This is a genomic window from Pseudomonas sp. m6p (assembly GCF_055760375.1).
In genome coordinates this window covers 2666763-2686882 of the sequence record NZ_CM147084.1, presented here as the reverse complement: position 1 = coordinate 2686882, position 20120 = coordinate 2666763, and the positions used below count along the sequence as shown (strand labels likewise).

At 58.5% G+C, this 20120-nt stretch carries 19 protein-coding genes; 14 read left to right on the top strand and 5 right to left on the bottom strand.

Going from position 1 to position 20120, the window contains the following annotated elements:
* Positions 1-49 precede the first annotated feature (49 nt).
* Complete coding sequence (gene tnpC, locus ACYZUM_RS12230; protein WP_200656941.1) at positions 50-1597, top strand: IS66 family transposase; 1548 nt, start codon at positions 50-52, stop codon at positions 1595-1597.
* A gap of 14 nt (positions 1598-1611) precedes the next feature.
* Entirely contained in the window at positions 1612-1911 is a 300-nt protein-coding gene (locus tag ACYZUM_RS12225; RefSeq protein ID WP_473061336.1) for a hypothetical protein, read from the top strand.
* Between the two features lie 75 nt (positions 1912-1986).
* On the opposite strand, the gene ACYZUM_RS12220 is transcribed toward ACYZUM_RS12225, so the two are convergent.
* A complete protein-coding gene (locus tag ACYZUM_RS12220; protein WP_200656940.1) occupies positions 1987-2607 on the bottom strand; it encodes a glutathione S-transferase family protein in 621 nt (206 codons plus the stop codon).
* A 344-nt stretch (positions 2608-2951) separates the two neighbouring features.
* Between ACYZUM_RS12220 and ACYZUM_RS12215 the strand changes: the two genes are divergently transcribed.
* From ACYZUM_RS12215 to ACYZUM_RS12175, 9 genes are all read left to right on the top strand, one after another.
* The gene (locus tag ACYZUM_RS12215) at positions 2952-3545 is read left to right on the top strand and encodes a TetR/AcrR family transcriptional regulator (RefSeq protein WP_198791812.1); all 594 of its coding nucleotides are present in this window, start codon (positions 2952-2954) and stop codon (positions 3543-3545) included.
* Between the two features lie 114 nt (positions 3546-3659).
* Positions 3660-4694, top strand: coding sequence for an NADP-dependent oxidoreductase (locus ACYZUM_RS12210; RefSeq protein ID WP_095030927.1), 1035 nt, complete (start codon positions 3660-3662; stop codon positions 4692-4694).
* A gap of 117 nt (positions 4695-4811) precedes the next feature.
* A complete protein-coding gene (locus ACYZUM_RS12205) occupies positions 4812-5036 on the top strand; it encodes a hypothetical protein (RefSeq protein WP_095030952.1) in 225 nt (74 codons plus the stop codon).
* 98 nt (positions 5037-5134) lie between these two features.
* Positions 5135-5596: a (2Fe-2S)-binding protein gene (locus ACYZUM_RS12200; RefSeq protein ID WP_200656939.1), complete on the top strand. Its 462-nt coding sequence runs from the start codon at positions 5135-5137 to the stop codon at positions 5594-5596.
* A gap of 1 nt (position 5597) precedes the next feature.
* The gene (locus ACYZUM_RS12195) at positions 5598-7790 is read left to right on the top strand and encodes a xanthine dehydrogenase family protein molybdopterin-binding subunit (protein ID WP_200656938.1); all 2193 of its coding nucleotides are present in this window, start codon (positions 5598-5600) and stop codon (positions 7788-7790) included.
* A 10-nt stretch (positions 7791-7800) separates the two neighbouring features.
* A complete protein-coding gene (locus ACYZUM_RS12190) occupies positions 7801-9021 on the top strand; it encodes a cytochrome c (protein WP_095030930.1) in 1221 nt (406 codons plus the stop codon).
* A gap of 13 nt (positions 9022-9034) precedes the next feature.
* Positions 9035-10243 carry an XdhC family protein gene (locus ACYZUM_RS12185; protein ID WP_200656937.1) on the top strand — a complete coding sequence of 403 codons (1209 nt, stop codon included), beginning with the start codon at positions 9035-9037 and terminating at the stop codon, positions 10241-10243.
* A gap of 28 nt (positions 10244-10271) precedes the next feature.
* The gene (locus tag ACYZUM_RS12180) at positions 10272-10610 is read left to right on the top strand and encodes a putative quinol monooxygenase (protein ID WP_095030932.1); all 339 of its coding nucleotides are present in this window, start codon (positions 10272-10274) and stop codon (positions 10608-10610) included.
* The gene (locus tag ACYZUM_RS12175) at positions 10607-11575 is read left to right on the top strand and encodes a GTP 3',8-cyclase MoaA (protein WP_095030933.1); all 969 of its coding nucleotides are present in this window, start codon (positions 10607-10609) and stop codon (positions 11573-11575) included. The genes ACYZUM_RS12180 and ACYZUM_RS12175 overlap by 4 nt, the downstream gene beginning before the upstream one ends.
* On the opposite strand, the gene ACYZUM_RS12170 is transcribed toward ACYZUM_RS12175, so the two are convergent.
* From ACYZUM_RS12170 to ACYZUM_RS12155, 4 genes are all read right to left on the bottom strand, one after another.
* Entirely contained in the window at positions 11553-12152 is a 600-nt protein-coding gene (locus tag ACYZUM_RS12170; protein ID WP_102605456.1) for a nucleotidyltransferase family protein, read from the bottom strand. The two genes, ACYZUM_RS12175 and ACYZUM_RS12170, sit on opposite strands and share 23 nt — an antisense overlap.
* A 243-nt stretch (positions 12153-12395) precedes the next feature.
* A complete protein-coding gene (locus tag ACYZUM_RS12165) occupies positions 12396-13520 on the bottom strand; it encodes an alkene reductase (protein ID WP_095030935.1) in 1125 nt (374 codons plus the stop codon).
* Between the two features lie 95 nt (positions 13521-13615).
* Positions 13616-14293, bottom strand: coding sequence for a type 1 glutamine amidotransferase domain-containing protein (locus ACYZUM_RS12160; RefSeq protein ID WP_200656936.1), 678 nt, complete (start codon positions 14291-14293; stop codon positions 13616-13618).
* Positions 14294-14378: 85 nt separating this feature from the next.
* On the bottom strand, positions 14379-15536 hold the full coding sequence (locus tag ACYZUM_RS12155; protein ID WP_200656935.1) for an iron-containing alcohol dehydrogenase: 1158 nt from the start codon (positions 15534-15536) through the stop codon (positions 14379-14381).
* A gap of 750 nt (positions 15537-16286) precedes the next feature.
* Here ACYZUM_RS12155 and ACYZUM_RS12150 point away from each other — a divergent pair.
* Genes ACYZUM_RS12150 through ACYZUM_RS12140 form a run of 3 tightly spaced genes read left to right on the top strand, consistent with a single transcriptional unit; the run spans position 16287 to position 20094 of the window.
* On the top strand, positions 16287-17969 hold the full coding sequence (locus ACYZUM_RS12150; protein ID WP_011494284.1) for a Mu transposase C-terminal domain-containing protein: 1683 nt from the start codon (positions 16287-16289) through the stop codon (positions 17967-17969).
* Between the two features lie 2 nt (positions 17970-17971).
* Entirely contained in the window at positions 17972-18880 is a 909-nt protein-coding gene (locus tag ACYZUM_RS12145) for a TniB family NTP-binding protein (RefSeq protein ID WP_013741668.1), read from the top strand.
* Complete coding sequence (locus ACYZUM_RS12140; RefSeq protein ID WP_473061335.1) at positions 18877-20094, top strand: TniQ family protein; 1218 nt, start codon at positions 18877-18879, stop codon at positions 20092-20094. Before ACYZUM_RS12145 ends, ACYZUM_RS12140 begins: the two co-directional genes overlap by 4 nt.
* The last annotated feature ends 26 nt before the right edge of the window (positions 20095-20120 follow it).

The following is a 20120-nucleotide window of genomic DNA, read 5'->3' as shown; positions in this document are numbered from 1 at the left end:
GCGTCTTGGATGGCTGTCGCCAGTGGTCTGCTTTGGTAAAATCCACGGCATGACTTCCTCGCCCAATCTCGATCAAATGACTCCCGACCAACTGCGTGCATTCGCTGCGCAGCTGCTGTCGCAAGTCGAGACCATGGGCAGAACGGTCGAAACCATGGGCAAGAAGATCAACCGCGATCAAACGGTGATCGAGAAGCTGACCCACGAGATCGCACAACTCAAGCGTTTGAAGTTTGCCAAGCGCAGTGAGCAGATGAATCCTGAGCAGGCCAGCCTGCTGGATGACCTGATCGATACCGATATTGCGGCGATTGAGGCCGAGCTTCAGGCGTTGCAAATAGCACCAGCGGCGACCGAGAAAAAGCAAAAGCCCAAGCGCACGGCATTGCCGGCAGAATTCCCGCGCACGTTGATCCATCACGAACCGGACAACACTCACTGCCCATGCGGCTGCGCACTGAAGCGCATCGGTGAAGATGTCAGCGAAAAGCTGGACTACACGCCGGGCGTGTTCACCGTTGAGCGCCATGTTCGTGGTAAGTGGGTTTGCGATGACTGCGAAACGCTGATCCAAGCGCCGGTACCTGCGCAAGTTATCGACAAGGGCATCCCGACTGCCGGATTACTTGCGCACGTCATGATCGCGAAGTTCGCTGATCATCTTCCGCTTTACCGTCAGGAATCAATTTTCGGTCGAGCTGGCTTGGCGATTCCACGTTCGAAGTTGGCCCAATGGGTTGGCATGACGGGCGTGCAGTTGCAGCCCTTGGTCGATGCCTTGCGTGACGTAGTGATCGGGCAACAGGTCGTGCACGCGGATGAAACACCCGTACAAATGCTCGCTCCGGGCTCGAAGAAAACCCACCGCTCTTATGTTTGGGCGTACGCCACCAGCCAGTTCTGCGAAACAGCCGCTGTCGTTTATGACTTCAGCCCCAGCCGCGCCGGTGAGCATGCTCGTAACTTCCTGCAAGACTGGAGAGGTAAGCTGGTCTGCGACGATTTTGGCGGTTACAAGGCCAGCTTCGAACTCGGCGTGACCGAGATCGGCTGCATGGCCCACGCCCGGCGCAAGTTCTTCGAGTTGCACGCAACGAACAAGAGCCAGATCGCCGAGCAGGCGCTGCGCTACGTCCAGTTGTTGTACGAAATCGAGAGCGAAGTGCGTGACCTGGAGCCGGATTTACGATGCCGGTTACGGCAAGAAAAAGCCGCACCGGTGATGAATAGGCTGCATGCCTGGATGATTGCCCAGCGTGAACTTGTGCCCGAAGGTTCGGCCATCAGCAGAGCACTCGATTACAGCCTCAAACGCTGGGCAGCGCTGTCGCGCTACCTCAATGACGGGGCCGTACCCATTGATAATAATTGGGCGGAGAACCAGATCCGACCATGGGCCCTTGGACGCAAGAACTGGCTCTTCGCCGGATCGCTACGCAGCGGAAAAAGGGCGGCGGCGATCATGAGCTTGATCCAGTCTGCGCGGCTGAATGGTCATGATCCGTACGCCTATCTAAAGGATGTTCTCACGCGCCTGCCGACGCAGCGGGCGAGTGAAATCGAGCAGCTGCTTCCACATAAGTGGCAGCCGGTTTAATCACGCAAGACGTGATGCCCGGACGCATACAGTGTGGGGCCGGCATGAGGGAAGGCATTCACGAAGACGCGCTACGGGCCATGCTCGAGGGCGGCGCGGTGCGCGAGGTGCTGGTCAGCCGGCACGGCGAAAAATGGGGTTTGGGGATTCGTCTGGGCGGCGCCGGATCACGCTGGCTGCCGATCCGCTCGCGGCGCGAAGCACTGCGCACCTGGGCCAGTTTGACCGCCGTGGGACGCTTTGCCGAAGCCCAGGGCGTGAAGGGGTTTATGGTAAATCAGAGCAGCATCAGAGCAGCAAGGGCGCGGCTCTGATGCTCCGCTTCCGACCAACAAAGGTCGGTGGCGATAGTGAGAAGCGTACTAAAAGTGGACCGTACTAGGAGCGATTCAGTTTGCGTCGATTCTCAGTGCGCGTATATAGCTATTCTGATTTTCAAGGTTGCGAACATAGCGCTCAATATGTAATTTGCTCCCAGGTTTTAGCCAATTGAGTGCGCCTTTCACGACAAACCCCAGCATGAAGTCTGCTCCTGTGAGTCGATCTTCGACTAAGAATCTCCTATCCTTTAGATAGTCGTCTAAATATGAAAAAACTTTATCAAATTCCGCTCCGGCGTAATCTTCGAGAAACTTGAGATCAGTTCCAGATTTAATTTCAAATTCGTTAAATACCTTCAACAAAAATGGCAGCATTGCTGAGCTTTCTGAAAAGTGAATCCATGTTAGGTAATCGATGTACTCAGCTGAATCTTCATCAGGCGCTAAGCGAGGCGCAAATCGCTTTATCAGAATTTCCATCATCGCACCCGACTCAGCAATAACCTTGCCATCTAACTCAATAACCGGCGATTTGCCGAGTGGGTGCATGGCCTTGAGTGAAGCGGGTGCTAAATGGGTTTTTTCATCGCGCTGGTATTTGATCAACTCATAAGGCTGGCCTATTTCCTCCAGTAGCCAGAGGATACGAATCGAGCGTGAAGCATTTAGGTGGTGAAGTTTTATCATCATTTTAACTCCGACGGGGTGTGCGCTGGCCCATTAGGCGCAGTGCTGATGGTGTGGTCATTAGACGGTGGCTCGCATGCTACTCGGTTACTAGTCAACCGGTCTACTACTGCTTAATTAGGCTCAGCGCTGCATATTTTGCCTACGGATTGGACTCCCTATGGTGCGATTTACGTTAAGGCTTGATTGGCTGCTGTAAGCGCCGGAGGGTGGCAGGCGCGTCTAGATTTAGCTGAATCGAGCTTTTCGATGCCGCATGAGGTGGGTGGCGGATTGGCAGTGTTGCTATAGTAGAGCATTGACATTCAAAGTAGACGACTGGTCTAATTTTTTGGTAATCTTCCGCAATGAAGAAGACTTACGATGATACGCGCCAACATTTACTCGACACCGGCCATCGCATGATGGTGGTTAAGGGCTTTACGGGTGTGGGACTTAACGAGATTTTGCAGGCGGCCAGCGTGCCGAAAGGCTCGTTCTACCATTACTTCAAGTCCAAGGAGCAATACGGCCAGTCCTTGCTGGAGGATTACTTCCGCACTTATTTGGCGAACATGGACGAGCGTTTCGCGGTAAGGGGCAATACTGCCCGCGAGCGGCTCATGGGCTATTGGCAGAAGTGGCTTGATAGCTATTGCGAGCCCTGCGATGAGCAGAAGTGTCTGGTCGTGAAGCTGAGCGCCGAGGTGGCGGACCTGTCCGAGTCAATGCGCATTACGCTGCGTGATGGATCAGATCAAATAATTGAACGTATCGCTGGCTGTATCGAGCAGGGGCAGCGCGACGGCTCGTTGCCGCAAGGTGATGCTTACCGAACAGCGACAGCCCTTTACCAGCTTTGGCTCGGAGCCAGCCTGCTGAGCAAACTCCACCGTAATAGTCGGTCGCTGGAAAACGCCAAAGCTACGACCTTGGCCATGCTGGCGTTTAATCAAGCCTGATGATGAGATTTCCCACCCGTAGGTGGGTGTTCTCTATCATATTTGTAGCAGACTGGTCTAATTAATTTGTGGCACCCCTAACCATTTCTCCAACACCAGCCCTGGAATTTGAACATGCCCCAGTCAAAGCAAGTGAATCGCCGCGTTGTTCTGGCGTCGCGTCCGCACGGTGCGCCTGTCGAAGCGAATTTTCGCATTGAACAAAGCCCCATTCCTCAACCTGCAGAAGGCCAGGTGCTGTTGCGTACCGTTTATCTGTCGCTCGACCCTTACATGCGCGGCCGCATGAGTGATGCACCGTCCTATGCTCCTCCGGTGGAAATCGGTGGGGTCATGGTGGGTGGTACTGTCTGCCGTGTGCTAGCTTCGAAAAATCCGGCCTACAAAGTCGGTGACTGGGTGCTGTCCTTCAGTGGCTGGCAAGACTATGCCCTGTCCGATGGCAGCGACCTGACTCCTTTGGGTAATTCGCCGACTCATCCGTCTTATGCCTTAGGCATATTAGGTATGCCTGGCTTTACCGCTTACATGGGCTTGCTTGACATTGGCCGTCCCCAGACTGGTGAAACGCTAGTGGTTGCGGCGGCTACCGGTCCGGTGGGAGCGACTGTGGGGCAGATCGGCAAGATCAAAGGCTGTCATGTGGTCGGAGTAGCAGGCGGGGCGGACAAATGCCGGCATGCCGTCGAGGTGCTGGGTTTTGATACCTGCATAGATCACCGTGCGCCGGACTTCCCCGAGCAACTGGCCAAGGCCTGCCCTGCGGGTATCGATGTCTATTTCGAAAACGTCGGTGGCAAGGTTTTCGCTGCGGTTCTACCGCTGTTAAACGCCAAAGCCCGTGTGCCGGTCTGCGGCATTATTGCGCATTACAACGATACCGATTTACCCATGGGGCCAGATCGTTTGCCATCTTTGATGGGTGCCATTCTGCGCAAACGCATCAATGTCCAAGGCTTTATTATTTTTGATGATTATGCGCACCGTTACGACGAGTTCTTTAACGAAATGTCGAGCTGGTTGGCGCAGGGGCGGATCAAGTATCGCGAGGAATTGGTGAGTGGTTTGGAAGAGGCGCCCAATGCCTTTATTGGGCTACTAGAAGGTAGAAATTTTGGCAAATTAGTAGTTCGCGTCAGTGACCACTGAATGCCTATTGTTGTGCTGACATAATTTTTGCTCTGCCACTTCACGTTCCTGAGTGGTAGGGCTTTTTTATTTATATATTCCAGTCCAATGGACGCAGCACTGGCTGCAGAGAGCTTTATGACTACACGCAGTAAAGATTTAGGTTGGCGAATTTTGGTGGGCTGTCTGGGGCTATACCCAACGCTCTTATTGGTACTGAGTTTATTGGGGCCGCTGACCCATGATCTGAGCTTTCCGCTGATGGTCTTGGTGGAGGTGGTGGTTTTGGTGCCTTTCACTCAGATCATCTCCTTTCCGCTGGCAGGGTGGCTGGTTTCTCGTTTAAGGCGAATTAATCAGTGAGTACGTGGACTGTTTCAGTCAGCGTCACGTGCCATTAACACATTAAAAAGCGATGACTACAGTTGTCGGCATTAACCCAATTAGGCAGAGGAAATACCATGCAAACGTTAATCATCAACGGACAGTCGCAGCAGGTTGACGTTGCAGCGGATATGCCTCTGCTGTGGGTCTTGCGCGATGTGCTCGGCCTGACAGGGACAAAATACGGCTGTGGCATTGCTCAGTGTGGGGTGTGCACCGTGCATCTCGACGGCCAGCCGATCCGTTCGTGTGTGACTCCTATTTCGGCTGTGGCAGGTCGCTCAATCACCACCATTGAGGCCATCGGTGAGACGGCCGTGGGCAAAGCCGTGCAGCAGGCCTGGCTAGCGCATGAGGTGGTGCAATGCGGTTACTGCCAGTCAGGACAGATCATGGCAGCAACTGCTCTTCTGAATAGCCAGCCGACGCCCGATGACCAGGCGATTGATGCGGCCATGGCTGGTAATCTTTGTCGCTGCGCCACTTACACCCGCATTCGCACGGCCATTCACTGTGTTGGCCGTGTAGAGGAGGCGTGAGATGAAAAAGCCTAACGAAATGAATGTTCATATGTCTCGTCGTCGCCTCCTGCAGGGCAGCGGCATCGCCCTCGGCGGCTTGGTGTTGAGTACCTGGCTACCGCCCTTAGTGTCCAAGAGTGCAGCCGCCGAGGCGGCTGCCGCAGGCCGGCTGGGTGATCGCTCCGCTGAGGGTTACGGAGCCTTTGTTCGGGTTGGCCACGATGGCGTGGTCACGCTGATCTCGCCAAAAATTGAAATGGGCCAAGGCGCACAGACCGGTATTGCCATGATGGTGGCGGAGGAGCTTGAAGTAGGCCTCGATCAGGTCGTTATTCAAGAGGCGCCACCAAACTCGGCGCTGTATACCGACACCTTGCTGCAGTTTCAGGCCACCGGTGGCTCGACTTCTACCCGCTACACCTGGGAGCCGCTGCGTCGGGCGGGCGCCACGGCGCGTATCCTGTTGATCCAGGCTGCAGCGCTGCAATGGCATGTAGCGCCGAGCCTGTGCCATGCGCAGAACGGCCAAGTGTTTGGCCCTGGTGGCTTTCAGGCTAAATACGGCGAACTGGTCGAGGCCGCGGCTAGGCTGCCACTACCCACTGACGTACCCTTGAAAACCCCCGAGCAATTCAAGCTGTTGGGCACCCCCGCGCAGCGCCTGGACACGCCCGCGAAGGTCAATGGTAAGGCGCGCTTTACCATCGACCTACAAATCCCCGGCATGCTGGTTGCCTCCACCATCACCTGTCCTGTGTATGGCGGGCGATTGCGTACGGTTGATGATGCTGCGGCACGGCGAGTGCCAGGGGTTCGCGACATCGTGCGATTGGACAATGCCGTGGCTGTTACCGGGAGTCACTTCTGGGCCTGTCAGCAAGCCATCAAAGCGCTGAAAATCGAGTGGGACTTTGGGCCGAATGCCTCTATTGGTTCTACGCATCTGGACCAAGAACTACTCGCGGCCAGTAGCCGTGATGGCGTGGTCGCTAAACGCACCGGCGACATTGAACAAGCCAAGCTACAAGCGGCCAGCCAGTTCGAAGCTGTTTACGAGCAAGCGCTGTTGTCGCATTCGCCGCTTGAGCCCATGAGCTGCGTGGCCCATGTGCGCAAAGATGGCTGCGAGCTGTGGGTCGGCACCCAAGTGCCAGTTTTCGCTCAACAGACAGCAGCCAAAGTCACCGGGTTGCCAGTTGAAAAAATCCAGGTGCATAACCAACTGATCGGAGGGGCATTTGGCCGGCGTTTGGAGTTTGACTTCATCACTCAAGCGGTGGCCATCGCGCGGCAGGTTGATTACCCGATCAAGCTGATCTGGAGCCGTGAGGAGGACATGACCCACGACCTCTATCGGCCGCTGTATGCCGATCGTATGAAAGCCGCCCTCGACGACAAGGGGCGTCCGCTAGGATGGGAACATCGCATTGCCGGCGCCTCAATTCTCGCCCGCTATGCCGGCAGCTTGCCACCCAACGGCGTGGATGCCGATGCCGTTGAAGTTGCGGTGGACCCTATCTATAGCTTGCCGCATTTGCAGGTTCGTTATATCCGCCAGGAGCCTAGCGTCGTGCCTGTGTCGTGGTGGCGAGGCGTGGGCCCGCTTCGCGGCACCTATGCCCATGAGTGCTTCATTGATGAACTGGCGCACAACGCAAAAGCCGACCCAGTGGCCTACCGCTTGGAGCTGATGGCTGAACAACCACGCGCCCAGGCAGTGCTGCGTTTGTTGGCTGAGAAGACTGACTGGAATAAGCCTTTGCCACCCGGACAGGGTCGAGGTGTGGCGGTCAGTGCGGTGTTCGGTAGCTATGTGGCCACTTTGGTTGAACTGGAGATGCAGGGCGACTTTGGCGTGCGCATCAAGCGCCTGGTCAGCGTGGTCGATTGCGGTTTTGCAACTAACCCGACGTCGGTTAAGGCACAGATCGAGGGCGGCACCTTGTTCGGCCTTTCCGCTTCGCTGTTCAACGAAATCCTGATCGAAAACGGTCAGGTGCAACAGACCAACTTCCACAACTACCGACAGCTACGTATCAACGAAGCGCCTGCGGTGGAGGTGCATTTGCTTGCGAGTCTGGAAACGCCGGGTGGCGTTGGCGAGGCCGGTACTGCGTTGATCGGCCCAGCCTTGGTCAACGCCCTTTACGCAGCATCGGGCCAGCGTATACGTCGTTTGCCGCTTAGCCGTTTCGGCTATTACCCGGTTTAAGGAGCTACTGATGAAATTAATAAGAAGCCTACTGATGTTCGCCAGCGGGGCTTTACTGGCGCAAGCGGCCAATGCACAAGAGGATTCCCTCGCTAAAGGCGAATACTTGACGCGCGCCGCCAACTGCGTGGCTTGCCATACCGTGTCAGGTGGTAAACCGTTCGCAGGTGGCGTCGAGTTTAAGCTACCGTTCGGCTCGCTGTTTTCGCCCAACATCACCCCGGACACGCAAACAGGCATCGGCGCATGGACGAATGAAGAGTTTGTAAGCGCGTTGCAGACCGGCGTGGGCCGTGATGGAAAACACTACTACCCGGCGTTTCCCTATACTTCCTACAGCAAAATGTCTCGAGATGACATCCTCGCCATCAAGACCTATCTCGACAGCCTAGAACCTGTCGAGCAGGCACCGCGCGAAAACCAAATTGGCTTCCCGTTCAACCAGCGTTGGGGCATGGTTCTTTGGAATTCCCTCTTCCTTAACGATGAACCATTCCAAGCGGACAGCCAGTACTCTGCCGAGCGCAATCGCGGCCAGTATCTAGTAGAAGGGCCCGGGCACTGCGGTGAATGTCATTCGCCGCGTAACTTGTTCCAGGCGGTCAGTAACGATCGTTCGCTGGCCGGCAACCTTATCCAGGGTTGGAATGCTTACAACATCAGCGCTGACCCGGTGCATGGCATCGGTGCCTGGCCCACGGACGTACTGGCCAACTACTTGAAAGACGGGGCAGCGCCAGGCTTGGGTTTGTCCGCTGGGCCTATGACCGAAGTAGTCGAGCACAGTTTGCGCTATCTGACCGACGCCGACCGTCACGCGATCGCCGTGTTCCTCAAAGACTCACCCGCGCGCAGCGAAGGTGTGGCTCGTCCGCAGCAGGCAGCGCTTGCGGAGCAGGGCAGTGGCAATCCACTCGGCAATAAGTTGTTCGCTGGAGCTTGCGCCAGTTGCCACCTCTGGAACGGCACTGGCAGTCAGAGCCAAACGGCTATGCTGCTAGGTTTGAAGACAGTCAACGACCCTACCGCAAGCAACTTGCTCGGCGTCCTGTTGAGCGGGCATGGCTCGGCCGACGCCCAAGTAAACCGGCGCATGCCGTCGTTCGGGCGCATTTACACCGACCAAGAATTGGCTGCGCTGAGCAGCTTCATCCTGCAGCGCTTTGGGGATAGTGGTGCGCAGGTATCGGCACCGGCTGTGGCCAAGCGACGGACTGAGTCCCTGCATTGAGTGGAGCTATGTAATGTCGGGCCTGAATGCACTGTTGGACGCACTCTTGGCGGAGCGCGAGGCTGGCCGCGAGGCGGTGCTTGCGACTGTGGTAAGGGTCGAAGGCTCTGCGTATCGGCGGCCGGGGGCGCGCATGCTGGTTTCGCGTTTCGGCAGGCCTGAGGGCACCATCAGTGGTGGCTGCCTGGAGGCGGAAGTGGCTAAAAAAGCTTGGTGGCTGACCGAAACCGGGCCGACGTTGCGTAGTTACAGCACCGCTGAAGCGGATGAAGCCAGCGAGGAAGCGCTGAGCTTCGGCCTGGGCTGCAACGGTAAGGTTCACGTGCTGTTCGAGCGTCTACCGGCCAGCGGCCCGTGCGCGTTGGTCGATGCCTTGCTCAGCGTGCGCGATACCCATCAACCGGCGGCCATTGCCACAGTGATTGCCAGTCCAGCGGGTGTTTCGCCACGGTTAGGCGAGCGCTTGTTCTTAGTGCCCGGGCAGCGCGCCGCGGGTGAGCTGCGGCACTCGGTGTTGGCTGAGCAGATCAGCTCGGATTTGCAACAAACCCTGGTACGCGGCAAGTCATCCCGCTGTCTCTACCCGAATGGTTCTGACGAGATGGACGTGCTCCTGGAGTACATACCGCCTGTGCTGCGTCTGGTGATATTCGGTGCGGGCCACGATGCCCAGCCGCTGGTGCGCATGGCCAAACTGTTAGGCTGGCATGTCACGGTGATCGACGGGCGGGCGCACTTCGCCCGAGTCGAGCGCTTTGCCGACGCTGACCAGGTGCTGGTTGGCGATGTCGAACAGCCTTTCGCCTACCGCGAACATGTGCGTGGGGCCGCGGTGGCGGTGATGACCCACAGCCTGGTGCAAGACGCGCATTGGTTGCAGGGCGTGCTGCACAGTGAACCCTGCTATGTCGGCCAGTTAGGCCCGCGCGAGCGCACCGAGCGCCTGTTAGCCGGCATCCACGAGCATTTGGCTAAACCACAGGACGAGCTGCCGGGGCTGGATTATTTGCATTACCCGATTGGCTTGGACCTGGGCGGCGACACTCCGGAAAGCGTAGCCATGGCCATGCTCGCGGAAATTCAGGCGGTGCTCAATGGCCGCAGTGGCGGCAGCCTGCGCTTCAGGTCTGCGAGCATCCATGACAGCGATCCTGTGGTGGTTGGCCGGGATGAAGCGGATGTTGTTGCAGAGGGTTGTCGGCATTTCGCCGTGCAGCGTTGACGATTTATAAAGCGAGGACCCCATCAGCATGAGTGAAGCCATAAGTGTTGTAGCGATATTGACAGCCAAGGAAGGTAAAACCTCGGAGGTTGAGCGGGTCTTGCGCGCCTGCGTGCAACCATCGCGCGCCGAAGACGGTTGCCTGTCTTACGTCCTGAGTCGTTGCATTGAGCAGGCCGGGCGTTTTGTCTTCGTCGAGCGCTGGGCCAGCCACGAGGCGATAGCGCGCCATCGGCAGATGTCGCATTACACGGTCATGGCCAAAGCGCTTGACGAGCTGCTGAGCGATCGTCAGGTTTATGTGCTTGAAACGCTGGCGGAGAACATCGAACCCTCCACTGATTCCCACGCGGGCGTTGTCGGGTGATTGTTGATCGACATGGCCGGCGTTTCCGCAAACTGCGCCTGAGCCTGACCGCTGCCTGCAATTACGCCTGCACCTACTGTGTGGCCGATGGCCGTCGGTTAGTGGCGGCGCGGGATGAATTGACGGCCGCGTCGATGCTGCGGGCCGTTGAGTTGCTCAGGGATGTTGCCGGTGTTGAGGAGCTGCGCATTACCGGCGGCGAGCCGCTGCTGAGCGACAGGCTGGAGCCCTTTCTCCGGGGGATAGGCGTATTGGGGTTGCAGGACATTAGCCTGACCACCAATGGCCAGTTATTGGCGGGCAAGCTGCAGTTATTGCGCAGCGCGGGTATCCGGAGGCTCAATGTTTCCCTTGATACGCTTGACCCGAGCGCCTTCCGCAAGATCGCCAAGGGCGGCGACCTGCAAACTGTGCTGAGCGGGATCGAGCAGGCGCGCCGAGCCGGCATGATCATCAAGATCAACATGGTCCCGATGCGAGGCAGCAACCTCGACCAAGTTATGCCCATGCTGGGGTTCTGTTTGGAGCAGGGATACGAATTGCGCTTTATCGAACTTATGCGGATGGGCCATTTGGCCCAGCATGCAGAGGCTTTCTGCACACAGTTCGTCGGCCAGCGCGAGCTGCTGGAGCTTATCGGTGAGCGTTATGAATTCACCCAGGCTGAGGCACCAGTAGACTCCACCGCGCTGCGTTATAGCGTTGGCGAGAGTGGGGCATTTGGCATTATTGCCAACGAAAGCGTGCCATTTTGCCGTAGCTGTAGCCGCCTGCGTTTGTCGTCTACAGGCTGGTTATACGGATGCCTGTCCTCGAATCGCGGACATTATATGGGTGAACTGTTGGAGCTGCCGAGTGAACAGGCGCACCCGCAGCTGGCCGGTTTGCTCAGCCAAGCGCTGGGGGACAAACAGGACGCAGCGTTTACCGGCAGCGCGCTGATTATGAAGTCGCTGGGTGGCTGAGGTCAGCGGGCTTGTCGACGTCTTGCAGAATGCCGCTGTCATTGAACGTCACTTCAATCACATGCTGCGCATGGGTGGCTATTAAACCCTTGGCCCCATTCTCCCCTTGCAGTTGCATCAGCTCCGGCCAAAAGCGCCGGCCGAACAACACCGGGTGTCCGCGCTGGCCATCGCAGTAAGCGACAACAATATGTTCAGCGTGCGCATGCGCGCGCAGCTGCAGCAGCGTTGCGAGAGAAACCCACGGCATATCCCCGAGCAGCACCGCCACCGCGTCGGCCTGAGAGTGTGCAAGACTCTTAATACCTGCCGCTAGGCTTGAGCCCATCCCCTGTTTGGCCTGTGCCGCACGAACCACCTGAATGTACGGCGGAATAGCCAGGGCCTGCGCATCGTCTTCAGCCTTCAATACGATCCGAACATCACTGAAGGCTTCTTGCGCCCGCAGCAATGTTGCCACCAGTAGGTTGTTACCGTCGGCCAGCTTGGCCAGGCGTTTGTCGCTGCCAAAGCGTTGTCCGTAACCGGCGGCGAGTACTAAACCGACACACTCCGGGTAGCTGTGCAGTTCTGTCATGTTGAGATGTCCCTCATGGTTTGCCAGGTTAGTTATCTCCGCAGCGCTGAGTGTGGACGGGTAGGCAAGGTGTTGAGTGGCAATCAGGTGTGTCTCGCGAGTAAGGCTCCATTATCCAGACGCGGCATGACGGCGTAAGTAATTCTGCGCTACAGCGAAGTCGCTAGCGAGGTGGCGACCGCTTTTGTTGTGCCTGAAGAATACGGCCGTCAGGGTTAAGCCGTGACGGCCGGTGGAGCGGATTTACTCGGCGTAGGTCGGGTAATCGCTGTACCCCTTTTCCGTGCCGCCGTACATGCTGCTTGGGTCGACCGGGTTGAGCGGCCAGCCATTGGCAATGCGCTGCGGCAAATCGGGGTTGGCAATGAACGGGCGACCAAAGGCAATCAAGTCGCCCAGGCCAGCCTCCAAGGTTTCCGCGCCGCGTTGTGCGGTGTAGCGGCCGGCGTAGATGATGCGCCCGCTAAATACCTGCCTGATTTCGCGGCGGAAGCCTTCGGGAAGCGCCGGGGCATTGTCCCAGTCGGCCTCGGCAATCGACAGGTAGGCGATGCCGGCCTCTTCGAGCACCTTGATGGCCTCGATGTAGGTGCTGTGTGGGTCTTCTTCGACAAGGCCCAAATAGACCCTGTCCTCTGCTGTACTTTCAAACAACGGCGCGAAACGCACGCCTAGGCGGTCAGCACCGACAACTTCGGATACGGCCTGGATAATCTCGCGCAGGAAGCGCAAACGGTTGTGCAGCGAACCGCCATATTCATCGTCGCGCTGGTTGCTGTGGGCGGAGATGAATTGGTTGACCAGATAACCGTTGGCGCAGTGAATTTCCACACCATCAAAGCCTGCACTCAATGCATTGCGCGCGGCCTGCGCGTACAGCTGCACCAGTTCTTTTACCTCGGCATTGGCCAATGCGCGAGGTACCGAAGGCTCGGCTAAAGTACCTGCACCTGGACCGGTTTCAATAAATACTTTGACGTTGTTCGCAGCAATAGCCGAAGGCGCTACTGGCGCGGCACCATTAGGCTGCAGCGAGATGTGCGATACCCGGCCGACGTGCCAGAGCTGGGCGAATATGATGCTGCCAGCGGCATGCACGGCATCGGTGACGTTGCGCCAACCTTCGATTTGTTCTTGGCTATGAATGCCTGGCGTCCAGGCATAACCTTGGCCACGGGGTTCGATCTGGGTGCCTTCTGTCACCATAAAGCCCGCCCCAGCGCGTTGCTGGTAATAGGTGGCCATCAATGGGTTCGCGATATTACCTGGCTGTGTGCTGCGCGAGCGGGTCAAGGGTGGCAGAACTATACGGTTGTTGAGCACATAAGGGCCCAGCTGCACTGACTGAAAGAAACGACTTGTATCCATTTTGTGAATTCCTGGTTAGGCCCGCGGCAACCGAAATGGCGCGGGCGAAAGTTGGTATATGCCAGTACTGGTAGAGGCATTAGCCTTACGCGGCCTTAGGCCAGTAGTTTCAGCAAGGCGTGCGCAGTGGCTGCGGAGGAAGCCGGGTTCTGGCCTGTGACAAGCAGCCCGTCGGTTACAACATGGACCTGCCAGTCGGTGTTTTTGCTGTAAATACCGCTCTGCGCCTTGAGCATGTCCTCGACCAGAAACGGCACCACCTGAGTCAGGCCCGCGGCGTCTTCCTCGCTATTGCTGAAACCGGTGACCGCTTTGCCTGCGATCAGTGGCTTACCGTCGCTGCCCTTGACGTGGAGCAATACCGCCGGCGCGTGACAAACAGTTGCGATCGGCTTGCCGGATGCGTTGGCGTGCTCGATCAGGGCGATGGACGTGACATCTTCGGCAAGATCCCACAGCGGGCCATGGCCGCCGGGGTAGAACACAGCATCAAACTCGGCGCTGGAGAGGTCACTGAGCGTTCGCGTATTTGCCAACGCTTTCATGGCGGCGGTATCGGCCTCAAAGCGACGAGTGGCGTCGGTCTGGAAGTCGGGCTCGTTACTCTTCGGATCCAGCGGTGGCAGGCCGCCTTTTGGCGATGCCAGAGTCAACTGCGCACCGGCATCGAGGAAGGCGTAGTAAGGCGCGGCAAGCTCTTCAAGCCAGAAGCCGGTCTTTTCGCCCGTGTCGCCCAGTTGGTCGTGGGAGGTTAAAACGACGAGGATTTTCATGCGGTTTACCTTTTGCTTCAATACGCGGGTTGGCGTTTTTCAGTTAATTGCTGCGCCGCTAATTAATGGGCGCATCGAAGAGGGCTTAGAGACTCGCCTCTAAAATCTGGCGGCTGACGTCTAGGGTGACGTTGCTGTGTTCACCCAGTGCCGTCAGGCGGTGAGCATCTAGCTGCTTGAGCAATCCGTCGATGTCGTCCGCGTCGAGTTGGTAAGCTGCTAGGCGCGTGGGTAAGCCCAGGCTCTCGAAGAACGTCCGGGTCTTCTGGATGGCGGCATCAATGCGCTGCTCGTCATTACCTTGACTGATGTGCCATACCCGCTCGGCGTATTGCAGCAACTTGGCGCGCTTGGCCTCACGGCGAACCTCTAGGTTGGCGGGCAATACGATTGCGAGCGTGCGTGCGTGATCGATGCCGTGCAGTGCGGTCAGCTCATGGCCGATCATGTGGGTGGACCAGTCCTGCGGCACGCCCGCGCCGATCAGGCCATTGAGCGCTAAGGTAGCGGTCCACATGAGGTTGGCGCGGGTGCTGTAGTCCGCGGACTCTTTCAGTATTTGCGGGCCGATTTCGATCAGTGTTTGCAGCAGCCCCTCAGCGAATCGGTCCTGAACCCGGGCATCCACCGGGTAGGTCAGGTACTGCTCCATCACATGCACGAACGCGTCGACCACACCGTTTGCCAGTTGGCGAACAGGTAGGGTTTGCGTCTTACTGGGGTCGAGAATCGAGAACTGCGGGAACACATGGACGCTGCGAAAGGGCAGCTTGGCTTGCGTCGCCCGGCGAGTGACCACTCCGCTATGGTTCATTTCAGAGCCGGTGGCGGGAAGCGTCAGCACGTTAGCGAACGGAAGCGCTTGGCGGATTCCTGCCCCGCGTGTTTCCAAAATGTTCCAGGCATCGCCCTCGTAACCGACCGCAGCCGCGACGAACTTGGTGCCGTCGATCACCGAGCCACCACCCACTGCGAGCAGGAAGTCCAGCTGCTGCTCACGGACCTGCGCCACGGCCTGCATCAAGGTTTCGTAGCTTGGGTTCGGTTCTATACCGCCGAACTCCTGTACATGCCGGGCACCCAGCGCTTCATTTACTTGCGCCAGGGTGCCGGTCTTGCGAGCGCTCTGGCCGCCGAAAAGCACCATTACGCGTGCATCGGTCGGCACCAAATCATCCAGGCGGGCGATCGTGTCGGGGCCAAAGACAATGCGGGTGGGATTGTAGAAGTCGAAATTAAACATGCAGCTACCTATAAATAGACCAGTCTGCTATTCGATGTGCAGAGCTAGATGCGCTACCTGTCGCGGCTTAGCCTTATTCATTGGCTGATGCGAGCATTCGTTGGTCTGGATTAGGCAGCTGGCTACAATATAGGTAGAAATAGACCAGTCGTCTACATTTAACATCATTTTTTCTCGGTAACTCACCCTTAGGGCTCGGCAGGCACGGTTAAACATTGGTCAGTTATGGCGTTTTAATAGTTGTCATAGACCGGGGAATTTTGCCGGCTGGGGGGTAATCCATATTGCTCGACAGCCTGGTCGCCATGGCTATCGGTTGTCTGCGTCCATCCGCTTGCGACTGACAGGCGGGCCATACAGCATCGGGGCTTTGTCAACAATCCTCACGCTGTGTGTACCCTATGTTCCATTATAAGCAGTCTCGTTCGCTTATCTGACTCGGCTTTGCCGTCAGACAGCATCGGCAGCGTGATCGAATCAATGGAAAATAAATCCCTTAACGGTTCGCTGGGTAAAGGCCTGCTAGCTACGACCGACCGCTTAGGGTTGTCTGTCGCACCAAGCCATAACTGTCGCTTAATTCCTAAGTTATGCGACAGTTTCACATACTGTCATTTTCAGAAGACGACTGCACCAATCAACGAGACATGAAGCCTGCTGTGCATACGGCTCCTGACAGCCCGATATCAGGACTCCTCTGCACGAAACTCGTCTATGCTCAATACTCGTGTGCACCAAAGCGAGGCGAGCATGGCGACCGATACCGTACCGATTGCCGAGCGCGGCGTAGCCACCCTGTCAGAACAGGCATGGGAGCGTGCTCGCTGCCGCGCGGAGATCATTGGGCCGTTGGCGCAGTCGGAGACGGTCGGGCATGAAGCGGCCGACGCAGCAGCCCAGGCGCTGGGTCTGTCCCGGCGGCAGGTCTACGTCCTGATCCGCCGTGCCCGGCAAGGTTCGGGGCTGGTCACTGATTTGGCTCTTGGACAGTCGAGCGGTGGCAAAGGTAAAGGCCGCTTGCCGGAGTCGGTCGAACGAATCATCCGCGAGCTACTGCAAAAGCGCTTCCTGACCAAGCAGAAGCGCAGCTTGGCGGCGTTCCACCGTGAAGTTGCGCGGGTGTGCAAGCTGCAAAAGCTGCGGATGCCGGCGCGCAACACGGTCGCGTTGCGGATCGCCAGCCTTGATCCACTCAAGACCACTCGACTTCGGGAAGGCCAGGATGCGTCCCGCATCCTGCAAGGTGTTGGCGGTGTTCCTCCGCCAGTCTCCGCACCGCTGGAGCAGGTACAGATCGACCACACAGTCATCGACCTGATCGTGGTGGACGAGCGCGACCGGCAACCGATTGGCCGTCCGTACCTGACCCTCGCCATCGACGTGTTCACCCGCTGCGTGGTTGGCATGGTGGTCACGTTAGAAGCGCCATCTGCCGTCTCGGTCGGCCTGTGCCTCGCACACGCCGGTTGCGACAAGCGCCCTTGGTTGGAAAGGTTGGACGTGGAAATGGACTGGCCGATGAGCGGCAAGCCCGCGCTGCTCTACCTGGACAACGCGGCCGAATTCAAGAGCGAGGCGCTACGCCGTGGCTGCGAGCAGCATGGCATCCGGTTGGACTATCGGCCTCTCGGGCAGCCGCACTATGGCGGCATCGTGGAACGGATCATCGGCACGGCGATGCAAATGATCCACGACGAATTGCCGGGGACGACCTTCTCCAACCCTGACCAGCGCGGGGAATACGCCTCCGAGAAGATGGCCGCCCTGACACTGCGCGAGCTGGAACGCTGGCTCGCATTGGCGGTTGGCACCTATCACGGCTCCGTGCACAACGGCCTGCTCCAACCGCCGGCCGCACGCTGGGCCGAAGCTGTCGCGCGTACCGGCGTTCCAACCGTCATCACTCGCACCACGGCTTTTCTGGTCGATTTCCTGCCCGTCCTCCGCCGCACCCTGACCCGCACTGGCTTCGTCATCGACCACATCCACTACTACGCCGATGCGCTCAAGCCGTGGATAGCTCGGCGCGACCGCCTGCCTGCGTTCCTGATCCGGCGCGACCCACGCGACATCAGCCGCATTTGGGTGCTGGAGCCGGAGGGGCAGCACTATCTGGAAATTCCATACCGTACCTTGTCGCACCCGGCTGTCACCCTCTGGGAACAACGGCAGGCGCTGGCGAAATTGCGGCAGCAAGGGCGCGAACAGGTGGATGAGTCGGCGCTGTTCCGCATGATCGGGCAGATGCGCGAAATCGTGACCACTGCGCAGAAAGCCACGCGCAAGGCGCGGCGCGACGCGGATCGACGCCAGCATCTCAAGTCAACGGAACAACCTGTCAAAACCACGCCACCAGCGGACACGGACATGGCAGACCCGCAGGCGGACAACCAGCCACCTGCCAAACCGTTCGACCAGATTGAGGAGTGGTAGCCGTGGACGAATATCCCATCATCGACCTGTCCCACCTGCTGCCGGCGGCCCAGGGCTTGGCCCGTCTCCCGGCGGACGAGCGCATCCATCGCCTTCGCGCCGACCGCTGGATCGGCTATCCGCGAGCAGTCGAGGCGTTGAACCGGCTGGAAGCCCTGTATACGTGGCCAAACAAACAACGCATGCCCAACCTGCTGTTGGTCGGTCCAACCAACAACGGCAAGTCGATGATCGTCGAGAAGTTCCGCCGCGCCCACCCGGCCAGCTCCGACGCCGACCAGGAGCACATCCCGGTATTGGTCGTGCAGATGCCGTCCGAGCCATCGGTGATCCGCTTCTACGTCGCGCTGCTCGCGGCGATGGGAGCACCATTGCGACCGCGCCCACGGCTGCCGGAAATAGAGCAACTGGCGCTGACACTGCTGCGCAAGCTCGGTGTGCGTTTGCTGGTGATCGACGAGCTGCACAACGTCCTGGCCGGCAACAGCGTCAACCGCCGGGAATTCCTCAACCTGCTGCGCTTCCTCGGCAACGAATTGCGCATCCCGCTGGTCGGTGTGGGCACACGCGACGCCTACCTGGCCATCCGCTCGGATGACCAGTTGGAAAATCGCTTCGAGCCGATGATGCTGCCGGTGTGGGAGGCCAACGACGATTGCTGTTCACTGCTGGCCAGCTTCGCGGCTTCGCTCCCGCTGCGGCGACCTTCGTCGATTGCCACGCTGGACATGGCTCGCTACCTGCTCACGCGCAGCGAGGGCACTATTGGCGAGCTGGCGCACCTTTTGATGGCGGCGGCCGTGGCCGCCGTGGAGAGTGGTGAGGAAGCGATCAACCACCGCACGCTCAGCATGGCCGATTACACCGGTCCCAGCGAGCGGCGGCGGCAATTCGAGCGGGAACTGATGTGAAGCCAGCGCCACGCTGGCCACTGCATCCGGCACCCAGGGAAGCCGAAGCCCTGTCTTCGTGGCTCAACCGCGTGGCCCTTTGCTATCACATGGAAGTGTCCGAGCTGCTGGAGCACGATCTTGGTCACGGCCAGGTTGATGACCTGGACACCGCGCCACCACTGGCGCTGCTGGCGATGCTCTCCCAGCGGAGCGGTATCGAGCTGGATCGGCTGCGCTGCATGAGTTTCGCCGGCTGGGTGCCTTGGCTACTGGACAGCCTTGATGATCAGATTCCAGCCGCATTGGAAACCTATGCGTTCCAGCTCTCGGTACTGCTGCCGAGACTCCGCCGTAAGACGCGATCCATCACGAACTGGCGTGCCTGGCTGCCCACCCAACCGATACACCGCGCCTGTCCGCTCTGCCTGAACGATCCGGAGAACCAAGCCGTACTGCTCGCGTGGAAGCTGCCCCTGATGCTGAGCTGCCCACTGCATGGCTGCTGGCTGGAATCCTATTGGGGCGTGCCAGGGCGGTTTCTCGGCTGGGAGAACGCCGACGCCGAACCGCGCACTGCCAGCGACGCGATTGCGGCGATGGACCAGCGTACCTGGCAGGCACTGACGACCGGCCACGTGGAGTTGCCGCGCCGACGCATCCACGCCGGATTGTGGTTTAGGCTGCTACGCACGCTGCTCGATGAGCTGAACACCCCGCTTTCGACGTGCGGCACCTACGCGGGGTATCTCCGCCAAATCTGGGAATGCTGCGGGCATCCGCTGCGTGCTGGGCAAAGTCTGTGGCGACCGTATGAAACCCTGAACCCGGCAGTACGGTTGCAGATGCTGGAGGCGGCGGCAACGGCAATCAGCTTGATTGAGGTGAGGGATATAAGCCCGCCAGGCGAGCACGCAAAGCTATTCTGGTCCGAGCCCCAAACCGGGTTCACCAGTGGCCTGCCGGCGAAAGCGCCGAAGCCCGAACCCGTCGATCACTGGCAGCGTGCAATCCAGGCCATTGATGAGGCCATCATTGAAGCACGACACAACCCCGAGACGGCACGCTCGCTGTTCGCGTTGGCTTCCTATGGTCGGCGCGACCCCGCTTCCTTGGAACAGTTGCGCGCCACCTTCGCGAAGGAAGGCATCCCCCCGGAATTTCTGTCACATTATGAGCCTAGCCTACCCTTTGCATGCCTTAGACAGAATGACGGGTTAAGTGACAAATTTTGACGTGCAGAGCTTCCCGATGCAAACTG